Genomic DNA, 17,462 nt, shown 5'->3' on the forward strand with positions numbered 1-17,462 from the left:
GATTCGAAAAGAGGTGAGAATAAATATCATAGCTAACTAGGGCTGTCACACATATTTCATGAAATTCTAATCTAGGTCACGAAATAAATTATTAGTGTCAAAAAGTCGACTAACGTATTATTTTTGTTAGGATTATGTTTTTACTGAATTAGACAAAGGTTTTTAATGAGGGGGTTTTGTTCGGTGAAAATCGGGATGAAGAAAATTAACCTTAAAAATTATAAGGTTAATTCGTTAGTTAAAGGCCTGTCGAGTTAATGTCAGGTCGAGCTAAACAAAAAGCACAATAATATATTTTTGTTTAGCCCGATACGCAAATGATACAGAGTTGAATCTAGCTTGCCTTCGCCATCAGCGCGTGACGGAATTCAACAATATCTTCGATGGTGAGTACTGGCAGATCGTGCTTCGCGCCAAATTGAATGATCTCAGGGAGTCTGGCCATGGTGCCATCCGGGTTGGTTATTTCACACAGTACACCAGCGGGCTTCAATCCTGCCAATTGCATGAGATCTATGGTGCCTTCGGTATGACCACGACGGGTCATTACTCCCCCAGGCTGAGCACGTAGCGGATATACATGTCCAGGGCGTGCCAAATCACCTGCGACTGCGTTATCGGCGGTGGCTGCCTTGATGGTGGTGACGCGATCTGCGGCTGAAACACCTGTGGTGACGCCTACCTTAGCCTCGATACTGACCGTGAAGGCGGTACCGTACTGGCTGGAGTTGTCTTCGACCATAGGTGGCAAGTCTAGATGCTTGACCCGCTCGTCGGTTAAACATAGACAGACTATGCCGCTGCCTTCACGAATAAGCAGTGCCATCTGTTCATTGGTTAGCATTTCTGCCGAATAGATCAGGTCGCCTTCGTTTTCTCTGTCTTCATCATCGACGACGAGAACGCCTCGGCCTTGTTTAAGTGCTTCTAGTGCGACTTCGACGCGCTCAATTGCTGTGCCGAAAGGGGATAGTAGTGACTGATTCATGGGTTAAATCCTTAATAAACAACATTGGGTTTTCCAGAATCAGGGCGTGCAGAAAATGACACCACATTGACAAGCAATGGGGGGCTTAAGCTGAACCGAGTAAGCACAGTGCCAGATACCGATGAAGGTATGTCTGTGGGGCTTCTCGTTACATCTTTACATTCTCTCTCATCCGGACTCAGACTCGCTACTTAAGCTGAAGGCTGTTAGTAGAAAGTTCATTACCGTCGGCTCTGGAATGTTTTACGTGGGGTAAAAAGGCACCAGATCTGCTGACCCCAGGCAGCTTATATTTATTAATATGAGCTTGCTTGGGCGCTCGCGGGCTTAAGACTTGAGTGAGATGATTAAATCGAATCAAGTACTATCACCGCCGGTGGGGAGTTACACCCCGCCCTGAGAATTTACTCGTACATCATCTTAGGTATAGGTCCGAGTAATCGAGTCCTATACCAGTAAGATTTAGCTGTTGAGCGCCAGTATGGTGCGCTTCTTTTAAGCAAATGACAAGAGCAGGGAATAGGGGCTTGCTCTTTACCTGAGGTGGTATCCTCTTTAGACTCTTATCTAGAGTGCCAAATGAGTCATCAATTACCAAGGATGTGTAAGATGCCTAGATACCGTCGATCCTTTGCGGATTTCAGATTAAATTTACTATTTGTGCCCTTGATACTAAGTCTATCGCTTGGGTGTACAGATACCTTGAGAGAAACACCTATGAAACAAGCCGATAATCTTCTTCCTCCGGTAGCCAAGAAAGTGCCATTTGAGCTAAATCTCCATGGAGTGAAGCGGGTCGATGACTATTATTGGCTCAGGGATGACGCGAGAAAAGATCCTCAAATACTGGCGCATTTAGAGGCTGAGAATCGCTACAAAACCGCTCAATTTGCTCCCTATGAGCCACTGCAGAAAATCCTGTTCGATGAATTGATTGCCCGACTGGATAAAGACGAGTCCAGTGTGCCTTATAAATGGCATAGTCATTGGTATTCGAGGCGCTATCAGTTGGGGTTCGAGTATCCAGTGATTGTTCGCAGTCGTGGTGAAGTCGAGACTCAGATTAGGCATGTATCTACATCGTCAGAAGAGGCCATAGTAGCATCTCAGTTGCATCATCATGAGCAGGTTTTGCTCGATGTGAATGTGCGTGCCAGCGGCCACGATTTCTATGGCTTAGGTGGTGTGTCCGTCAGTCATGACGAGTCTAATTTGGCGTTTGGCGAAGATACTCTCAGCAGGCGCATGTACAAGATATATTTCAAAGACATTGACAGTGGGGCTTTGCTAGATGATGTCCTGGATGGCACAGATGGTGGATCTGTGTGGGCGAATGACAATCAACATGTGTTCTATATTAAGAAAGATCCGCAGACCTTACTGGGTAATCAAGTGTTTCGTCATAGGCTGGGTACCGAGCAGTCTCAAGATGTGCTGGTATATGAAGAGCGAGACGATACCTATTACATATCACTGGGAAAAAGCTTAGATGAAACCCGTATTGTATTGTTTCATGAGAGCACCATCACCAGTCAGGTGTCTGTGCTTGATGCTGACCAGCCGTTAACTCAGTTTAAGCCATTATTGCCCAGAGAAGAGGGCCATGAATACTCAGTATCTAAGCTAGGTGATGAGTATTACATCTTAACGAATTGGCAGGCCGAAAACTTTAGGTTGATGAAAGCCAATGAAAGCCAGATTTCAGATAAGAGCCAGTGGCAACAAGTGATAGCCGCTGCAGCAGATATGCGTATCGAAGATATTTTGCTATTAAAAGATTATCTGATCGTGCAGACGCGTACTCAAGGTGTGAGCCGAATAGAAATTCGCCCCTTCGGTGAACAGGCATCCTATGAATTGACGTTTAATGATCCAGCCTACGTGGTAGGGCTGGATATTAATGCCAGTCAGCTAAGTGACAAGCTGCGTATCTATTACTCTAGCCCTACTACGCCTGAGTCAGTCTATGAATATGACTTGAGTCAGCCGATGAATAGACGCTTGTTGAAGCAGGAGAAGGTGCTGGGAGACTTTGATAGTGAGCGTTACCAAGCCGAGAGATTGTTTATTACGGCCCGTGACGGGGCTAAAGTGCCCGTCACTCTAGTGTATCGTAAAGATAAGTTCACTAAGGACGGGTCAAACCCTCTGTATCAATATGGCTATGGTGCTTATGGTCATACGGTAGAACCCGACTTCGACAGCTCGGCGATAAGCTTGTTAGATCGTGGCGTGGTATATGCCATCGCCCATGTCAGGGGGGGAGAGATGCTGGGTCGCCCATGGTATGACTCGGGTCGCATGCTAAATAAGCAACACAGCTTCGATGATTTTGTCGATGTCACTAAGGCATTAGTCGCTCAAGGATATGGCGATAGCAAGAAGGTACTTGCTGCTGGTGGAAGTGCTGGTGGCTTATTGATGGGGGGGGTGATAAATCAGGCACCCGAATTGTATTTCGCCGTAGCAGCCCATGTGCCTTTCGTGGATATTGTCACTACCATGCTCGATGAGACCATCCCACTAACCACCAATGAATATGATGAGTGGGGTAACCCCAATGAGAAGGCTTATTTCGATTATATGCTGAGTTATTCACCCTATGATCAAATGACCAGACAGGCCTATCCCCACCTATTGGTGACCACGGGATTACATGACTCTCAGGTGCAATATTTTGAGCCTGCGAAATGGGTAGCCAAGTTGAGGGACTATAAGACAGACAATAATAAGTTGCTGTTTCATATCGATATGGAAGCGGGGCATGGGGGCAAGAGTGGCCGCTATCGTCGTTATCAAGACACGGCACAGGAATATGCCTTCTTTCTTGGCTTATTAGATTTAGATTAGGTGCTAGGTTGATATGACCCCGGTAAAGTGAACACGGGGTCTCACTTCTTGATTCACATCTTGATTTATTTGTTATGGAGTTATTGTGGCCGAGTCTAATTGGAAGCTATACATGATCCGCTGCGGTAATGGCCATCTCTATACTGGGGTGACTACAGATATAGAACGCCGCTTAAAGGAGCACCAGGCCGGTGGCATTAAGGCGGCTAAATTTCTTCGGGGTAAGGGGCCTCTCTCTTTGGCGTATTCTGAAAATGTCGGCAATCGCTCTGAAGCGTTAAAGCGAGAGATTAGGGTTAAGAAATTGTCCAGGCAACAGAAACTACTCATGATTGCTGAAGCTAATTCTTGATTACTGAAGCTGATTTTCACTACTTTGTCGCATAAGGGTAATCAATAACATTATTATAATGTTATTGATTACCCTTATGCTCTCGTCTGACTAGAGCCTCCATCCTTTCATCTACAAAGACAAGTTTTTCACACCTCAAGAGTTAATTTGTGTCCACGAGTCACTATTGGGGTATAACTTGCCTGGATTTAAACATATAAATATACAAACCAATGAACGAGCCGTAGACAAAACTAATGGTCTGACGAGCGGTTTTTTCATCATTTTCTGCGTATTATTTTTTCTGCATTTACTCACCCTAAATCAAGCTAGTAATCTCGGGATATTTACTAGCATCAATGACATTGGGACTCGGGTGCCTGATTGGATGTCGGCGTTGCTCTCTGATTTTGGCAATGGCATCACTCTGGGGGCTGTGTTCTTATGTTATCTGGTCAAACGTCCTGAGTTGATCTGTAGGGTACTCCTCGCAGCTCTGTTAAGCCTGATTTTTGTCCCCTTGCTTAAGCAGTACTTCGATGCGCCGAGGCCTGCTGTGTTATTAGAATATTTAAATGTGATCGGAGAGATTAGACACAAACACAGCTTTCCTTCCGGGCACAGCGCAACGGCATTTCTATTTGCTGGGCTCATTTACCTTTCAAGCCAACAGGCAATGATAAGGGTGAGCTTAATTTTTATGGCGTCATTAGTGGGGGTATCAAGGATCTTGGTGGGGGCACATTGGCCTGCTGATGTGGTCATGGGGGCTATAGTGGGTCTTAGCTGTGCTTATATCGCGACTCAATTATGTCCGTTAATTCGACTCTCATTTCGAAAGCGCCTAATGGCTTATCTGCTCTTAGTCCTGGCTCTGGTATCGAGTGAATTAAATACTGGCTACGACTTTTCTGATATTTACATCGTGCAATATGTGAGGTGGGGCCTACTTAGCCTAAGTACCATTGCCGTGCTGGTGTTTACGATGAGGGAGGTCATGACAAGCGTAACGGCTAAACGTCAAAGGCTACATTCACATTAGTAAGAGATATCTTAGTTGATGATAATTACACGTTAAATTTGAACTCTCTTGTTATTCAAAATGTGATCTGGTTAGCAGAGCATCGATATGCGTATGTAATAGATTGAAGCTTTACAAGCAGATTCACGGAATTTTCACGTTCGATTCATATAATGGCATCGATGAAAAATTCGGAGTCCGTTATGAACAACAGAATTTCTTCACGAGTAAAATGGAGCTTACAATCTCGTGAAATGACAGGATATGGATTTAAATTTCTGCTATTGGCACTGTTTGTGGTGCATGTACTTACATTAAATGATGCGACCAATTTATCTCTATTTCAGAGCATTAATGCTATGGGGGCTCGATTACCCGCTTGGTTGGTCAGTGCTATTACCGATCTTGGTAATGGGACGACTTTAGGCGCTATTGTGCTCTGTTATCTGGTCAAACGTCCCGATCTCACTTTGAGAGTGGTGATTGCTGCCATACTTTCTTTGTTGATGGTTCCTCTGATTAAAGATTATTTCGCCTCACCCAGACCCGCAGTGATCTTGGAATATTTAAATATTATAGGAGAGACCCGGCATGTAAATAGCTTTCCCTCGGGCCATACCGCGACGGCTTTTCTATTTGCGGTAACTATTTTTCTGGTGAGCAAGTGCAATAAAATTAAGTTGGGTTTGATCGCCGTCGCTGCACTTATAGGTGCTTCACGTATCATGGTCGGTGCTCATTGGCCTGCGGATGTTGTCATGGGGGCTATCGTCGGTGCTTTGTGCGCTTATGGGGCGTTATTGCTTGCTCCTCTGGTGAAGCTCACTGATAAACTGAGATTTCGAAGTTATCTGGTGCTTTTGGTGGTTCTCCTGCTCTGTGAGCTGGATAAAGGCATTGATGCCGATGCATTTTGGCAAGTGATCTTGCTCAGATGGATCTGGTTTAGTGTGTGCGCAGGATTGATTTGGCAGTTTTGGAAGCGGACTCATAGAGCCGCTAAGCTAGAGGGATAATCTCAGCTAAGTAAAAATTTTGAACTGAGTTGGGATATCGCTATCAGTGTTGGGGGTGGGCAGCGACTCATTAAAATAGCTAAAGTCGCTGCGCCGGGAAGTCTGTTAAGCCAGCCAGCTGTTATTGAGAGTTATTGCATGCTGACCTGACCATCTATCTTATCGAAACTCAAGTTGCCGGAGCCGGCTTCGAGAATCGTGAGCCCCTTAGTATTGACCACTTCAATACCACCTGAACCATCTTCTATGGTGACTCGACCTTGAATGTCTTTGACCGACATGCCACCGGATCCATCTGTGATACTGACATCACCATTAACCTTGCTGATATCTATCGAGCCAGAACCATCGTCGAGCTCGATATTACCCTGTACATTTGACAGAATTATGGAGCCGGACCCATCCTGTATATTCAGATCTCTGCCCCCCAGGATCTCTATGCTACCAGAGCCATCCTCAAGCTTGATATCGGCATCCATACCAGAGAGTTTGATGCTGCCTGAGCCGTCATCGATGTCTAATGTCATTTTAGCCGGAACCTTGATAACGAGATCTATGTATGGGGAGTTTCCTGAGCCGAATCTTGGGCCAAACTCGGCTACCAGATAGGCAGTGTTACCTTTTTGAGTCAGAGACAAGTTAGGTTCCATCTCTTCATAGGTGTAGATATCGGCCTCGAGTATGATATTTGTAAGCCCATCGACCCCAATTATCTCCAGTGAACCGGCTCCTGTATTGGCGACCATGACGTTGAGCTCGTTAGCATCGAGTTGCATCACCTGTTGACTGTGTTCCAGAGGCTCCATGCTGGCGCCATTAACGTTAATAATGCATCCGGATAGGGATAGGGCAAAAATAGAAGCGAGTACTGTTGGGCGAAAAGTCATGTTTCTGTTCCTTTGAAATCTATTATGTGTGGCCAAGACTTAAGTTTTTATTCTTGTACGCTTGAAGTCATTGCCATGCGGTTTCTATTATCATTTCCTTTTGCAGTGTTTATGCCAACATGGCACCTATATGTTTTATATGGTTATTTTTGGTTTTGCTGGGTAATGTTTGTGGAAATGTTAATCTAAATGCGTAATCTGTGAGTTTTTAGACCTGCAATGTGGTGAATTTCATCACCACATTTATTCGTGCTATAAATCTGGTTACTTACTATGGATAGAAGATAAATAAGAGAGAGCAATGGATTACTTAGCAATCAACAAATCTGCGTGGAATAAGCGAACTCACACCCATGTGGCCTCAAAGTTTTATGATGTAGAAGGTTTTCTATCCGGTAAGTGTGCCCTGCAAGAGATAGAGCTTGATGAGCTCGAGGTGAAAGGTAAGAGTCTTCTCCATCTTCAATGTCACTTTGGATTGGATACCTTGTCTTGGGCCAGAAAGGGCGCCGAAGTGACGGGTATCGACCTCTCGTCTACGGCAATCGAAAAGGCCCAAGAGGTCACATTACAGGCTGGCCTCGAAGCCGAGTTTATCTGTACTGACGTTTATAGTACGGCAGAGAAAGTGTCTAAGCAGTACGATATCGTGTTTACTTCTTATGGCGCCCTGTGTTGGTTGCCAGATCTCGATCAATGGGCTCAAGTCGTCAGAGATTGCCTCAAGTCTGGCGGTCAATTCTATATGGTTGAGTTTCATCCCTTAGAAGCCTTGTTCGATGGCTATAGCTACTTTGCACAAGTTGAGCCGGATGTCGATGAAGAGGGCACCTATACAGAGAACTGCTCTGGTGAGAAAGATACCTTGGTCACTTGGCCGCATTCAATCTCAGATATTATCAATGCTTTGCTCCGCGCCGGACTCAGACTCGAACACTATAATGAGTTCGGCTTTAGCCCCTATAACTGTTTCGAGGGCTTGGTCGAGGAAGTTCATACTCAGGCATCCGGTGAGCGAGTATTAAGATATGTGATGGAACACAAACAGCAGCGTGTACCCTTGAGTTATTCAATTTCGGCTAAGAAACCTAGCTAAGAGAAACCTATATATATCTAGAGAAGCGGTTTACTTCCTGAACCGATAAACATTAAGGTGCTGGCAATATTTCTGGCATCTTATTGATTGTGAATTTGTATGAGTTTTTTGCTCAATTGTAAATTTTTTATGTTTTTATTGTCATGTTTGTGCGAATGGTAATAATAACGATTTATATTTGTAGTATGGACCATAACGTGAAATTAAGTATGATAGGGCTAGCCGTAGTGGCTGCACTGACTGCAGGCTCGGCTCAGGCACAGCCAGAAGCGGTAAGCGCATCTGAATCCAGTAATATAGAGCACATCCTGATCACCGCGTCTCCTTTCGCACAGAAACTTAGTGATACCCCAAATTCGGTTTTTATCGTGTCTAAGGAAGATTTAGACCTTCAGCGAGTAGTCGCGCGTAATTTATCCGAAATCATCTCGAATCTGGTTCCTGGTTTCTCTCCAAGTACCGAAACTATGTCCACCTTTGGCCAGAACTTTCGTGGTGGTAAAGCCATAGTCATGATTGATGGTGTATTGATTTCAACAACCTTGAGAGCCGGTGGTCGTGATCTACAGTCCATCTCTGTGGATGTGATCCAGAGCATAGAAGTGATCAAGGGCGCAAGTGCCATGTACGGTAATGGTGAGGCGGGTGCCATCATCAATGTGATCACCAAGAAACCTACGGTTAACTTCGAAATGCAAACGACAGTAGGCGTCGAAGCCTTTGCCGATGAGCTATCGGATGCCGGCTACAGTATCTCCCAGACCTTCTCTGGCACTACCGACTCAGATCTAGGCTATCTGTTGAATCTGTCGGGTAAAGACCGCGGCAACCTATATGATTCTAATGGTAATCAACTACCCGGCGCACCTAATAGCCAAGGTGGTATGGGTGATGCGGATGAGTACGACGTGTTATTTAAGCTAGATCAAGAGATGGACTCGAGTCGTGTAGCCCTGTTAGCTCATCACTACAAAATAGAGAACAAGCTGCATTATAAACGTAGCGTCAACGATGACAACGGCCTAGTAGAGATCGATAAGACTCAGCCATACACTGGCCCTAACCCGACGACTGAACTAAGCACAGTACAAGTCACCTATGATCATGACGATATATTTGGCCAGCAATTAAGCCTCTCGGCTTATATGAGCAAGGTTAATGTGGGCTATGAGTCGGGCTCCGAGATTGTCTCCGACAGGAGTGGCTTTAAGGCTGCCATGCAGTGGACGATTGATAATTACAGCCGTTTAGTCTATGGATTCGAATATGGTAAGGATAATACCGAGCAAGGTAGAGATCGTGATGTCATTCTTAGCTTAGACGTAAATGGTGTTCCCGTAACAGAGTCTCAATATATCTGCTCTGTATGCGATCTTACCGAGACTAAGCTGAGCCCATTCGCTCAATACTGGAACCAGATCACCGATGATCTGACCCTACAAATTGGTCTGCGCTATGAGAACTTCGAGATTGAAGTTCCGGATTATCAAAGGTACAGCAGGGGGATCCTCAGCGAGAAGCAAGGCGATACCTTAAAGTACCATAAGCCTCTGGTTAATTTAGGCCTGGTATATAGCTTGAATGACTCTACCGATGTTTTTGCCAGTTTTTCTCAAGGCTATTCTCATGCGGACATGCGTATGTTGAGAGACATGCCGGTGGCTAGCGTTGCCGAGTTTTCCGATGACATCCCGGCTACACAAACAAACTACTATGAAACTGGTCTACGCTTCAATAATCAGGATCTGCAAGGGAGTCTCTCTTTCTTCTATTCCGACATTAGCGACGGTTATGCCTATGACTATAATGTCGATGCTCAAATTTCGAAGCGTGTTGCCGCCGTGGTGGTCGCCGATGAGAAAGTCTGGGGCTTCGAGGCTACTCTGGATTATCGCATCAACGAGGCGATAAAGATCGGTACCTCAGTATCTCAATCTGAAGGTAAACGCACCAACAGTGAGACAGGTGTAGATTATTGGATGAATGGTACTAAAATCACCCCAATTAAAGCCTCGGCCTATGCCGATTATCGATTTAACGATATGGCTTCGGTACGCATGCAGGTTAACTATGTGGGCGATCGAGATAAGAACGCTCGGGAAAGCGAAGCCGGATATAGCTACTATGAGTCTCCCTATGATGGCTATACCTTAGTGGATCTCATCTCTACCTTCGATACTGGTGGCTATGGACGTATCACCTTCGGCATAGATAACTTGTTCAATGCAGACTACCAGCCTCTGGTGTCTCAGATGAATAAAGAAGTTGTTTGGGAAAAATATCGTAATCAGTTTTCTGGTTATGGTCGACGTTTAGCCCTCGAATACAGTGTAAATTACTAATACCTCACATCTGGACCGATAAACCCCGGAAAAAAGACTCGCATTGATTGCGAGTCTTTTTTGTTTGTAATACCAAGCGGCATAAGGCTCAGAGTTACTTTTCTCTTAATACTGGGTATTTTTGGTATTGGTCATCATAGTAAGGACTTCTCTGATAGAACCAGCGTAGACGTGCCTTAGGGTCTGCCGCGAACTCTTCATCTTTGAGGGCCTTGTCGAAGGCTAGTTGTAACTTAGGGTCATCCTTGAGCATCTGAGCCGCTAGCGGTTCTACGGCATAGTTCTCGATATACTCGGTGCGGGTGAAGATGGGATTAAAAAATCCCCATTGCAGTAATGAATCCGGTGATTGCGGCTCGAGTAGCAAGATAGCCAGATCGCCCAAGGGTTGGTGGGTATCGATTCTTACCGTGCCGCTAGGCAGCTTAGTCTCAACTGACTCGAGTTTCGCATCGGCTTTCACCGTCTGTCTGCCTTCATAATCCTTGCTCCTGAACTTAGGGGAGCTCAGCTCATATTGCTGCAGTTTCATCTCTGTCGGCTGGATGAGTCTGGTCATGCGGATGCCGTGAATGTGCAAACGCTCGATCACTTCAGTCCACTGCGGAGGAATGTAATAAGCACTGGGTCGAGTCACGCTGATATCCGGCACTGTATCGCCTATCACGGGCAGGTTAGGATAAAGCTTAGGAACTCCGTTCCATCTGACAATCTCGTTGCCGCTGATCGGGCTTTCTTCCATGTGATATTCAATGCCCTTAAAGTCCCAGCTTCGCTTTTGTTGCACCTCTTTCCAGGTGAGTGTCACTCTGGCAGGATAGTTGAATTTATCCTGTTTGATGGCTGATTTTAGTTTAGTGGTCTGCTTACCCACTGTTTTCAGTGTTGCTTCGAGCATCACATAGGTTCCTAGCACTCGTTGCTTGTAGGGCTTGAGGCTGTGGTTCTCTATCAAGATAGTCGGCAGGTGTCTGGTATCACCATAGCCATTGGAATAGCGTGGGCTGGGGTTCCACAGTGACATGCCTTTAGTGATATCTGTGTTATCTATGGCAAAGATTAAGGGGCCTGGAATATGGCCTTGGCTAGTGAGAGCCGACTCTATGGCGGGGCGGTAACTCTTCTCTAGCCAGGCATAGCTTGCAGGGCTGAGTCCCTGGGCTAAGTTATAGCCGAAGGTCACATCATACTGATAGTCGATGCCATCGGTGACATGCACATCGATATAGAGATCGGGCTGCCACTCGTTGATGGCTTGTAGCATATGCTGCATCTCTAATGTATCGGCCTTGGCATAATCGCGGTTCAGGTTGAGGTTATTAGATGTTGTACGCCACCCCATATTTACCGGACCGCGTTGGTTTACCCGATTGTATTGGCTGGAGCGCTCATGACCATCGACACTGAAAATAGGCACAAATAAGAGGTTGGCATTATCGAGTAGTACACCTTTATTACCCAGAACGATATCACGCAGTAACATCATGCCAGCGTCTTTACCGTCGATCTCGCCCGAGTGAATCCCGGCCTGAACCAACACACTAGGCTTACCGTTCTCGGCTAATACTTCTGGAGAATAGGCGCCTTCGCTCGATGCTATGAGCATCCAGATATCCCGTCCCTGTGGGCTCTTACCCAGGCTAACTTTCTTTAACTTGTCTGTTTGGGCTATGAGTTTATCCAGCCAGGCAAAGGTTTCATCGTAACTTGGGCTGGTTTTGAGGCCATCTTTCTCGAAGGGGGTAGCCCATTCATCATCGACGCCGAGAAGCAGAGCTTCACTCTTACCATGCCATTCGATAGCTGGTGGCAGTATTCTATCGTTGATATAGGTATTGGCTTGCTTAGGAGTTAACCCTGCTGTGCCAGTACTTGCTGTATTAGCGTTAGTTGCGGCATCGCCTGCAAGGCAGCTAGTGCTAGCGATAGACAGTGCTAGTAAAATGGTTGTTGATAAAGGGGTTAAGCGCATGATCGAATACCCAATAAAGTCGGAGACTAAGTTTTAGTTAGAGTTATTATTTGGCTGTTATATTTCATTAAAAAGCTCACCAACACAAGAGGGGAGGTCATTGTAATTAATAGTCAAAGGTTCGCTTATGTACAGTTCCCATTCCGGGCTCTATTGTTTCTTTGAGCATGACTCTGGAATGTTAGTGAGTGAAGTTTATTTAATGTCGAGTCTTTCAATTGTGGAATATGATGGTTTTTTAGATTCTTGGGTGTTTATCTGCTTTAGCCGAGAATAAAAGGAAACATATGCAACAAGATCAAGATGAGAATTTTAAGCGGCTGACACGCATTGCCAAGTTTCTGGTGCCCACATTTATCTTGCTCGGGGTAGCTGTATTCAGCTGGTTTGAGCTCAGTAATGAGGTGATCAATATTACAGTTGAGAATAAAAATCTAGAGTGGAGCCAAGGTTGTTCTGCTGGTAACTGCTCGGGCGTGCCAACCTTCTATATTATTACCCCAGAGGAGCGCTTTATCACCACTGAAGCTATCTATGACCGAATTGAAATTGGGGAAAACTATGATGTTGAAACAGAAGGTTTTACTGATTCACTTGTCCATAGAAGAATAGATTTCTTGTTTTAAACTCTCATTTAAATGGTCATTTCAATTTCAAGGAACGAAGATGATAGCCAAATATATTCGATGTGAAGTCCCTGTTGCTAACAGGGCAGATTTTCCGAGGGCCAGAGTCTCTGGCAAGCAACGGCGCACTGCCAGGGGTTTATCTCTCAACTAGGTGGCTGGGATTTATCAAGCGGTCAGGCGATGATTCTGGCTCGCTGGAGTGATATGGAGAGTGTGAAAAATTTTATGAGGGTGACTCATGATCCTACCGCAGAGAAAACTAATCAGGTTGGAACCTATAGCACTATCTCTGTCTCCTATTTACATCTGGTGATGAGTATTCCAGCTTTAAATCAATATCAGAATCATCACTGTAATAGCCAAGTCGGTTGTGGTTTTATTCGCATCGCCGATTGCTATATCGACCCAGAAAAAACCAATGAATTTATTAAAGAGCAGGCAAGGCTGTGGAATCCGGGCATGCAGCGAGTCGAGGGAATGTTAGGCGGACAGGTATGGCTGTTTAATGATAAACCCCAGCGTTATCTGGTGACGACCTATTGGGAAAATGAAGCGGCTCATCGTCACTACGCCAGCCATTACTTCCCAACCCTAAAGCAACAAGCTGCCACCGACATAATCCAATCCATCTCAGGCTATCACATCCAAACAGAACCAAGCTGGCAAATAACGCCTTAACTTCTCCATTTGTTTTTTAGCCTGTCATATATATCCCTTCAATTCGAAGAGAGCATCTCTGTTTTTTAAATCCAGTGTAGGCGCGGCTGTGAGCTTAGATTTCATAGTGAGGTATCGCGAAGTGATACTCTTCGAACGAGAGGCTGGGATGCCGAACTGGCCGTTTAACAGGGAGGTTATTGGAAACCGTAGAGCGCCCAGGGAAGGGTTTACAGCGTCTCACAGAAGTGTCTGCACATACCCCGCTGGGAAGCGATAGACAACAGTGAAGTTATGGTCCATAAACCACCTATCACATAACACTCAACACTAAATGTTAAATATCAAGCAACAGGCATAAAAAATCCCAGTTCAGCTAACAGCCAAACTAGGATTAATAAGGCAATCAAACTAACCAATAAAAGACCTTAATTAGGCATTAGGTCCGGCATGCTTAATCGAATCCGATACCTGGTACTTCTCGAAGTTGGCTGTGAAGCTCTCTGCCAGTTTTTGTGCATATTCGGCATATAGCGCCTTATCTTCCCAGGTATTTACTGGGTTGAGCAGCTTAGTCTCGACGCCTGGAATGGCGACAGGAATTTTCAGGTTTAGCTTTTCTAAGTGTACAGTCTCTATATCTTTGAGTCCACCACTGACAATCGCATCGACGATAGCGCGAGTTGTCGGAATGTCGAAACGGCTACCGACACCATGTGGACCGCCAGTCCAACCTGTGTTGACCAGATATACCTGGCTGCCGAATGATTCGATTCGCTTCATCAGTAGCTCGGCATAGACACCGGCAGGACGTGGGAAGAAAGGTGCGCCGAAACAGGTTGAGAAGGTCGACTGAATCGCAGCGCTGGAACCCATCTCGGTCGAGCCAACCTTAGCGGTATAACCCGAAAGGAAGTGATAAGCGGCCTGCTCTTTGGTCAGTAGTGACACTGGTGGTAGCACGCCAGATACATCACAGGTTAAGAAAACAACAGCATGTGGCTCGGCGCCGCAGTTTTCCTCTTTTCTGAGTTCGATATGCTCAAGCGGATAAGCCGCACGGCTATTTTCCGTGAGTGTCGAGTTGCTGTAGTCCGGAACACGGTTCTCATCCATGACCACGTTTTCAAGTACGGTACCGAAGCGGATAGCGTCCCAGATCACCGGCTCATTCTTCTGGCTCAGATCGATACACTTAGCGTAACAACCGCCTTCGATATTAAATACACCGCCTGGTGCCCAACCGTGCTCGTCATCACCGATTAAGAAACGCTTAGGATCGGCCGATAGCGTAGTCTTACCTGTGCCAGACAGGCCGAAAAATAGTGTCGTGTCGCCATCTCTGCCTACGTTAGCCGAGCAATGCATTGGCAATACGCCTTTGGCTGGGAGTAGGAAGTTTTGCACTGAGAACATAGACTTCTTCATCTCACCGGCATACTTAAGGCCGGCAAGAAGTACTTTACGTTCGGCAAAGTTCAAGATAACGGTCGCATCTGAATATGTGCCATCTCTTTCGGGATCGCAGACGAAACCTGGTGCATTGATGATCTGCCAAACTGGCTTATCTGCGGCATTGAACTCTTCAGGGATGATAAACAGGTTGCGGGCAAATAGCTGGTGCCATGCCGTTTCTGTGGTGACTTGTATTGGCTGGTAATGCTCAGGGTCTGCACCGACTTCTAGCTCAGAAACAAAGAGCTCTTTATCGGCCAAATAGGCCTCTACTTTTTGCCATAGGGCGGTAAATTTAGCTTGTTCGAAAGGTTTGTTCACTGGGCCCCAATCGATATCGGCTTCTGAACTTGGCTCTTTGACGATAAAGCGATCATTAGGTGAACGGCCTGTGCGTTCCCCTGTCTTTGCGACTAACGCGCCACTGGCTGTGAGTTCACCTTCGCCACGGGCTAGGGCTAGTTCGATGAGTTGTGCTGTCGTAGGGTTATGGTGAGTTAGTTTTGATCCATCCGCCATAGTAAGGTCTCCATGTTTTGAGGTCGGAATTTCGGTGCCGTTCTTTGTCGGCTTTTTTCTATATATAGAAAATTATTGTTTATCAATAAGCGTCTTAATGCGCTGAAACTCGATTGTAACTTAAGCAGAAATGAATGTGTGAGGAAGATCGATTTTTTGGCAAAAAAAGAGGATGCAGATGGCATCCTCGTTTCATTGAAACTGTATTACTGCTTAGCTGCGGGAGCCTGTGCATTGCTGAAGATAGCTTGGATATCGATGGAGTCGAAGCTGTAATTGGTATTGCAATACTCACAACCCATGTCAATTTTACCTAGTTCGGTAATGATGGCATCGATTTCTGCTTTAGCGACGGTGCGAATAGCCTGAGCGCTGCGTTCTCTCGAACAGGTACAGGAGAAAGTGACTTGGACCGGGTCAAAAAGGCGTACTTCTTCTTGATGGTAGAGACGATGAAGTACCTCTTCAGCTTCAAGATCAAAAAGTTCTTCTTCCTTTACCGTGGCTGTCAGTTGCTCTAAATGCTCAAACTCGACGTTATGCTCACCTTCGCTCGGCAGTACTTGCAACAAGATGCCAGCCGCTTGTTGGCCATTGGCAAATAGATTGATCGAAGTCGGTAATTGCTCTGACTGAGCAAAGTATTCTTCGAGGCAGGCGGCTAAACTGCTTTTGTCTAGTGCTACTACACCTTGATAACGCTCACCATCGGTAGGCGTAAGGGTGATCACCATATGACCTTTATCGCCGAATAGTTGCTGCAGATCGGCGTCTTGCTTCAAGTTACCATTCCAGCGAGCCACACCACGTAGCTGTTGTAGGTTGTTGCCATTGATAACGGCGAGTGAGACCGCACCGTCACCCTGAAGTTGTACACTGATATCACCATTGAATTTCAGTGTCGCGGTAAGTAGAGATGTTGCCGCCATAAGCTCACCTAGAAGGTGCTGGAGCCGTACTGGATATTTGTGGGCAGACAAAATCTCTTGATAACTCTTCTCGAGTTGTACTAATTCGCCACGAACGTCTGCATTTTCGAATAGGTAGCGGTGTAAATTATCTTTACTCATCTCAATCTCACAATTACATTGCTTCTGAAGCCGAACTATCGGTATCAATTAAATAAGTATATGGTGCCTGGAGGCCATTTTTTCAACGCTTAGGTCGATTTAAAGTGCATTAGCCTTCTTTAAAGCGAATGAGCTGGCGTCGCTGCTTCTTGTCTGGTTTATGATCTGGTGCGGGATTGTTGAGTACATTCAAGCGTCTCGCCTCGGCATATGTCTCTCGCTTAGCTATGCTTTCGGGGGTTTCCAGGTATAGAGTTTGCGCAAAAATGGCTTTTTGTCGCTGTTCAGACAGTTTTTTGATGACTATTTCTTTTTCGTCATACCCCTGTCTTAATTTTATTACAGCATCTAACTCCGCCATTTTACTCGACTTGGTTCGTTGGCCGTTATAATGAACTTTGCCGCCATTGATCATCTCTTTAGCGATGGCGCGAGTCTTATAAAAGCGGGCGGCCCAAAGCCACTTATCCAGTCGGACCGAGCTTGCGGGGTCGAGGGACTTGGTCATTGAGTCTCCGTGGTGTAACACTAGTTGCTATTTAAAGGTGGATGAGGTCACATGCTGGGTAATAAAATGTTTTTAAAACACGCTAATCACCTAAGATCGCGATCGGCTTCACACCGTTTTA

Annotated in this window: 14 protein-coding genes and 1 riboswitch; of the genes, 8 read left to right on the plus strand and 6 right to left on the minus strand. The window is 45.7% G+C overall.

Annotated features, from left to right (window positions below; genetic code table 11):
* Nucleotides 1-334 precede the first annotated feature (334 nt).
* On the minus strand, nucleotides 335-988 hold the full coding sequence (gene ribB / locus FS373_RS25180) for a 3,4-dihydroxy-2-butanone-4-phosphate synthase (RefSeq protein WP_152830851.1): 654 nt from the start codon (nucleotides 986-988) through the stop codon (nucleotides 335-337).
* A gap of 156 nt (nucleotides 989-1,144) precedes the next feature.
* Nucleotides 1,145-1,396, minus strand: a riboswitch (FMN riboswitch).
* A 309-nt stretch (nucleotides 1,397-1,705) separates the two neighbouring features.
* Here ribB and FS373_RS25185 point away from each other — a divergent pair.
* The 4 genes from FS373_RS25185 to FS373_RS25200 all read left to right on the plus strand — a co-directional run bounded on the left by FS373_RS25185 (nucleotide 1,706) and on the right by FS373_RS25200 (nucleotide 6,206).
* Nucleotides 1,706-3,838, plus strand: coding sequence for a S9 family peptidase (locus FS373_RS25185; RefSeq protein ID WP_227993222.1), 2,133 nt, complete (start codon nucleotides 1,706-1,708; stop codon nucleotides 3,836-3,838).
* Between the two features lie 85 nt (nucleotides 3,839-3,923).
* Nucleotides 3,924-4,190 (plus strand): GIY-YIG nuclease family protein, encoded by a 267-nt coding sequence (locus FS373_RS25190; RefSeq protein WP_229381029.1) that lies wholly within the window; start codon nucleotides 3,924-3,926, stop codon nucleotides 4,188-4,190.
* Between the two features lie 178 nt (nucleotides 4,191-4,368).
* Nucleotides 4,369-5,211: a phosphatase PAP2 family protein gene (locus FS373_RS25195; RefSeq protein WP_144048552.1), complete on the plus strand. Its 843-nt coding sequence runs from the start codon at nucleotides 4,369-4,371 to the stop codon at nucleotides 5,209-5,211.
* Nucleotides 5,212-5,393: 182 nt separating this feature from the next.
* On the plus strand, nucleotides 5,394-6,206 hold the full coding sequence (locus FS373_RS25200) for a phosphatase PAP2 family protein (RefSeq protein WP_227993223.1): 813 nt from the start codon (nucleotides 5,394-5,396) through the stop codon (nucleotides 6,204-6,206).
* A gap of 131 nt (nucleotides 6,207-6,337) precedes the next feature.
* Here the strand turns inward: FS373_RS25200 and FS373_RS25205 are convergent, their stop codons facing one another.
* Nucleotides 6,338-7,093, minus strand: coding sequence for a hypothetical protein (locus tag FS373_RS25205; RefSeq protein WP_152830853.1), 756 nt, complete (start codon nucleotides 7,091-7,093; stop codon nucleotides 6,338-6,340).
* Between the two features lie 301 nt (nucleotides 7,094-7,394).
* Between FS373_RS25205 and FS373_RS25210 the strand changes: the two genes are divergently transcribed.
* Nucleotides 7,395-8,189, plus strand: a complete 795-nt coding sequence (locus tag FS373_RS25210; protein WP_144048551.1) for a class I SAM-dependent methyltransferase — start codon at nucleotides 7,395-7,397, stop codon at nucleotides 8,187-8,189.
* 197 nt (nucleotides 8,190-8,386) lie between these two features.
* The gene (locus FS373_RS25215; RefSeq protein ID WP_194165932.1) at nucleotides 8,387-10,531 is read left to right on the plus strand and encodes a TonB-dependent receptor; all 2,145 of its coding nucleotides are present in this window, start codon (nucleotides 8,387-8,389) and stop codon (nucleotides 10,529-10,531) included.
* Between the two features lie 94 nt (nucleotides 10,532-10,625).
* Here FS373_RS25215 and FS373_RS25220 read toward each other — a convergent pair whose 3' ends face one another.
* On the minus strand, nucleotides 10,626-12,503 hold the full coding sequence (locus FS373_RS25220) for a M14 family metallopeptidase (protein WP_152830855.1): 1,878 nt from the start codon (nucleotides 12,501-12,503) through the stop codon (nucleotides 10,626-10,628).
* A gap of 287 nt (nucleotides 12,504-12,790) precedes the next feature.
* Between FS373_RS25220 and FS373_RS25225 the strand changes: the two genes are divergently transcribed.
* Together FS373_RS25225 and FS373_RS32270 are read left to right on the plus strand one after the other, a co-directional pair.
* A complete protein-coding gene (locus tag FS373_RS25225; RefSeq protein ID WP_144048548.1) occupies nucleotides 12,791-13,129 on the plus strand; it encodes a hypothetical protein in 339 nt (112 codons plus the stop codon).
* A gap of 141 nt (nucleotides 13,130-13,270) precedes the next feature.
* Nucleotides 13,271-13,810, plus strand: coding sequence for a DUF4937 domain-containing protein (locus FS373_RS32270; RefSeq protein ID WP_229381259.1), 540 nt, complete (start codon nucleotides 13,271-13,273; stop codon nucleotides 13,808-13,810).
* 411 nt (nucleotides 13,811-14,221) lie between these two features.
* On the opposite strand, the gene FS373_RS25235 is transcribed toward FS373_RS32270, so the two are convergent.
* The 3 genes from FS373_RS25235 to hslR form a co-directional block, all read right to left on the minus strand.
* Complete coding sequence (locus tag FS373_RS25235) at nucleotides 14,222-15,763, minus strand: phosphoenolpyruvate carboxykinase (RefSeq protein ID WP_152830856.1); 1,542 nt, start codon at nucleotides 15,761-15,763, stop codon at nucleotides 14,222-14,224.
* A gap of 206 nt (nucleotides 15,764-15,969) precedes the next feature.
* Nucleotides 15,970-16,833 carry an Hsp33 family molecular chaperone HslO gene (gene hslO, locus FS373_RS25240; RefSeq protein WP_144048546.1) on the minus strand — a complete coding sequence of 288 codons (864 nt, stop codon included), beginning with the start codon at nucleotides 16,831-16,833 and terminating at the stop codon, nucleotides 15,970-15,972.
* A 109-nt stretch (nucleotides 16,834-16,942) separates the two neighbouring features.
* Nucleotides 16,943-17,341, minus strand: a complete 399-nt coding sequence (gene hslR / locus FS373_RS25245; RefSeq protein ID WP_144048545.1) for a ribosome-associated heat shock protein Hsp15 — start codon at nucleotides 17,339-17,341, stop codon at nucleotides 16,943-16,945.
* Between the last annotated feature and the right edge of the window lie 121 nt (nucleotides 17,342-17,462).

The sequence above is a fragment of the Shewanella sp. YLB-07 genome (assembly GCF_009377275.1).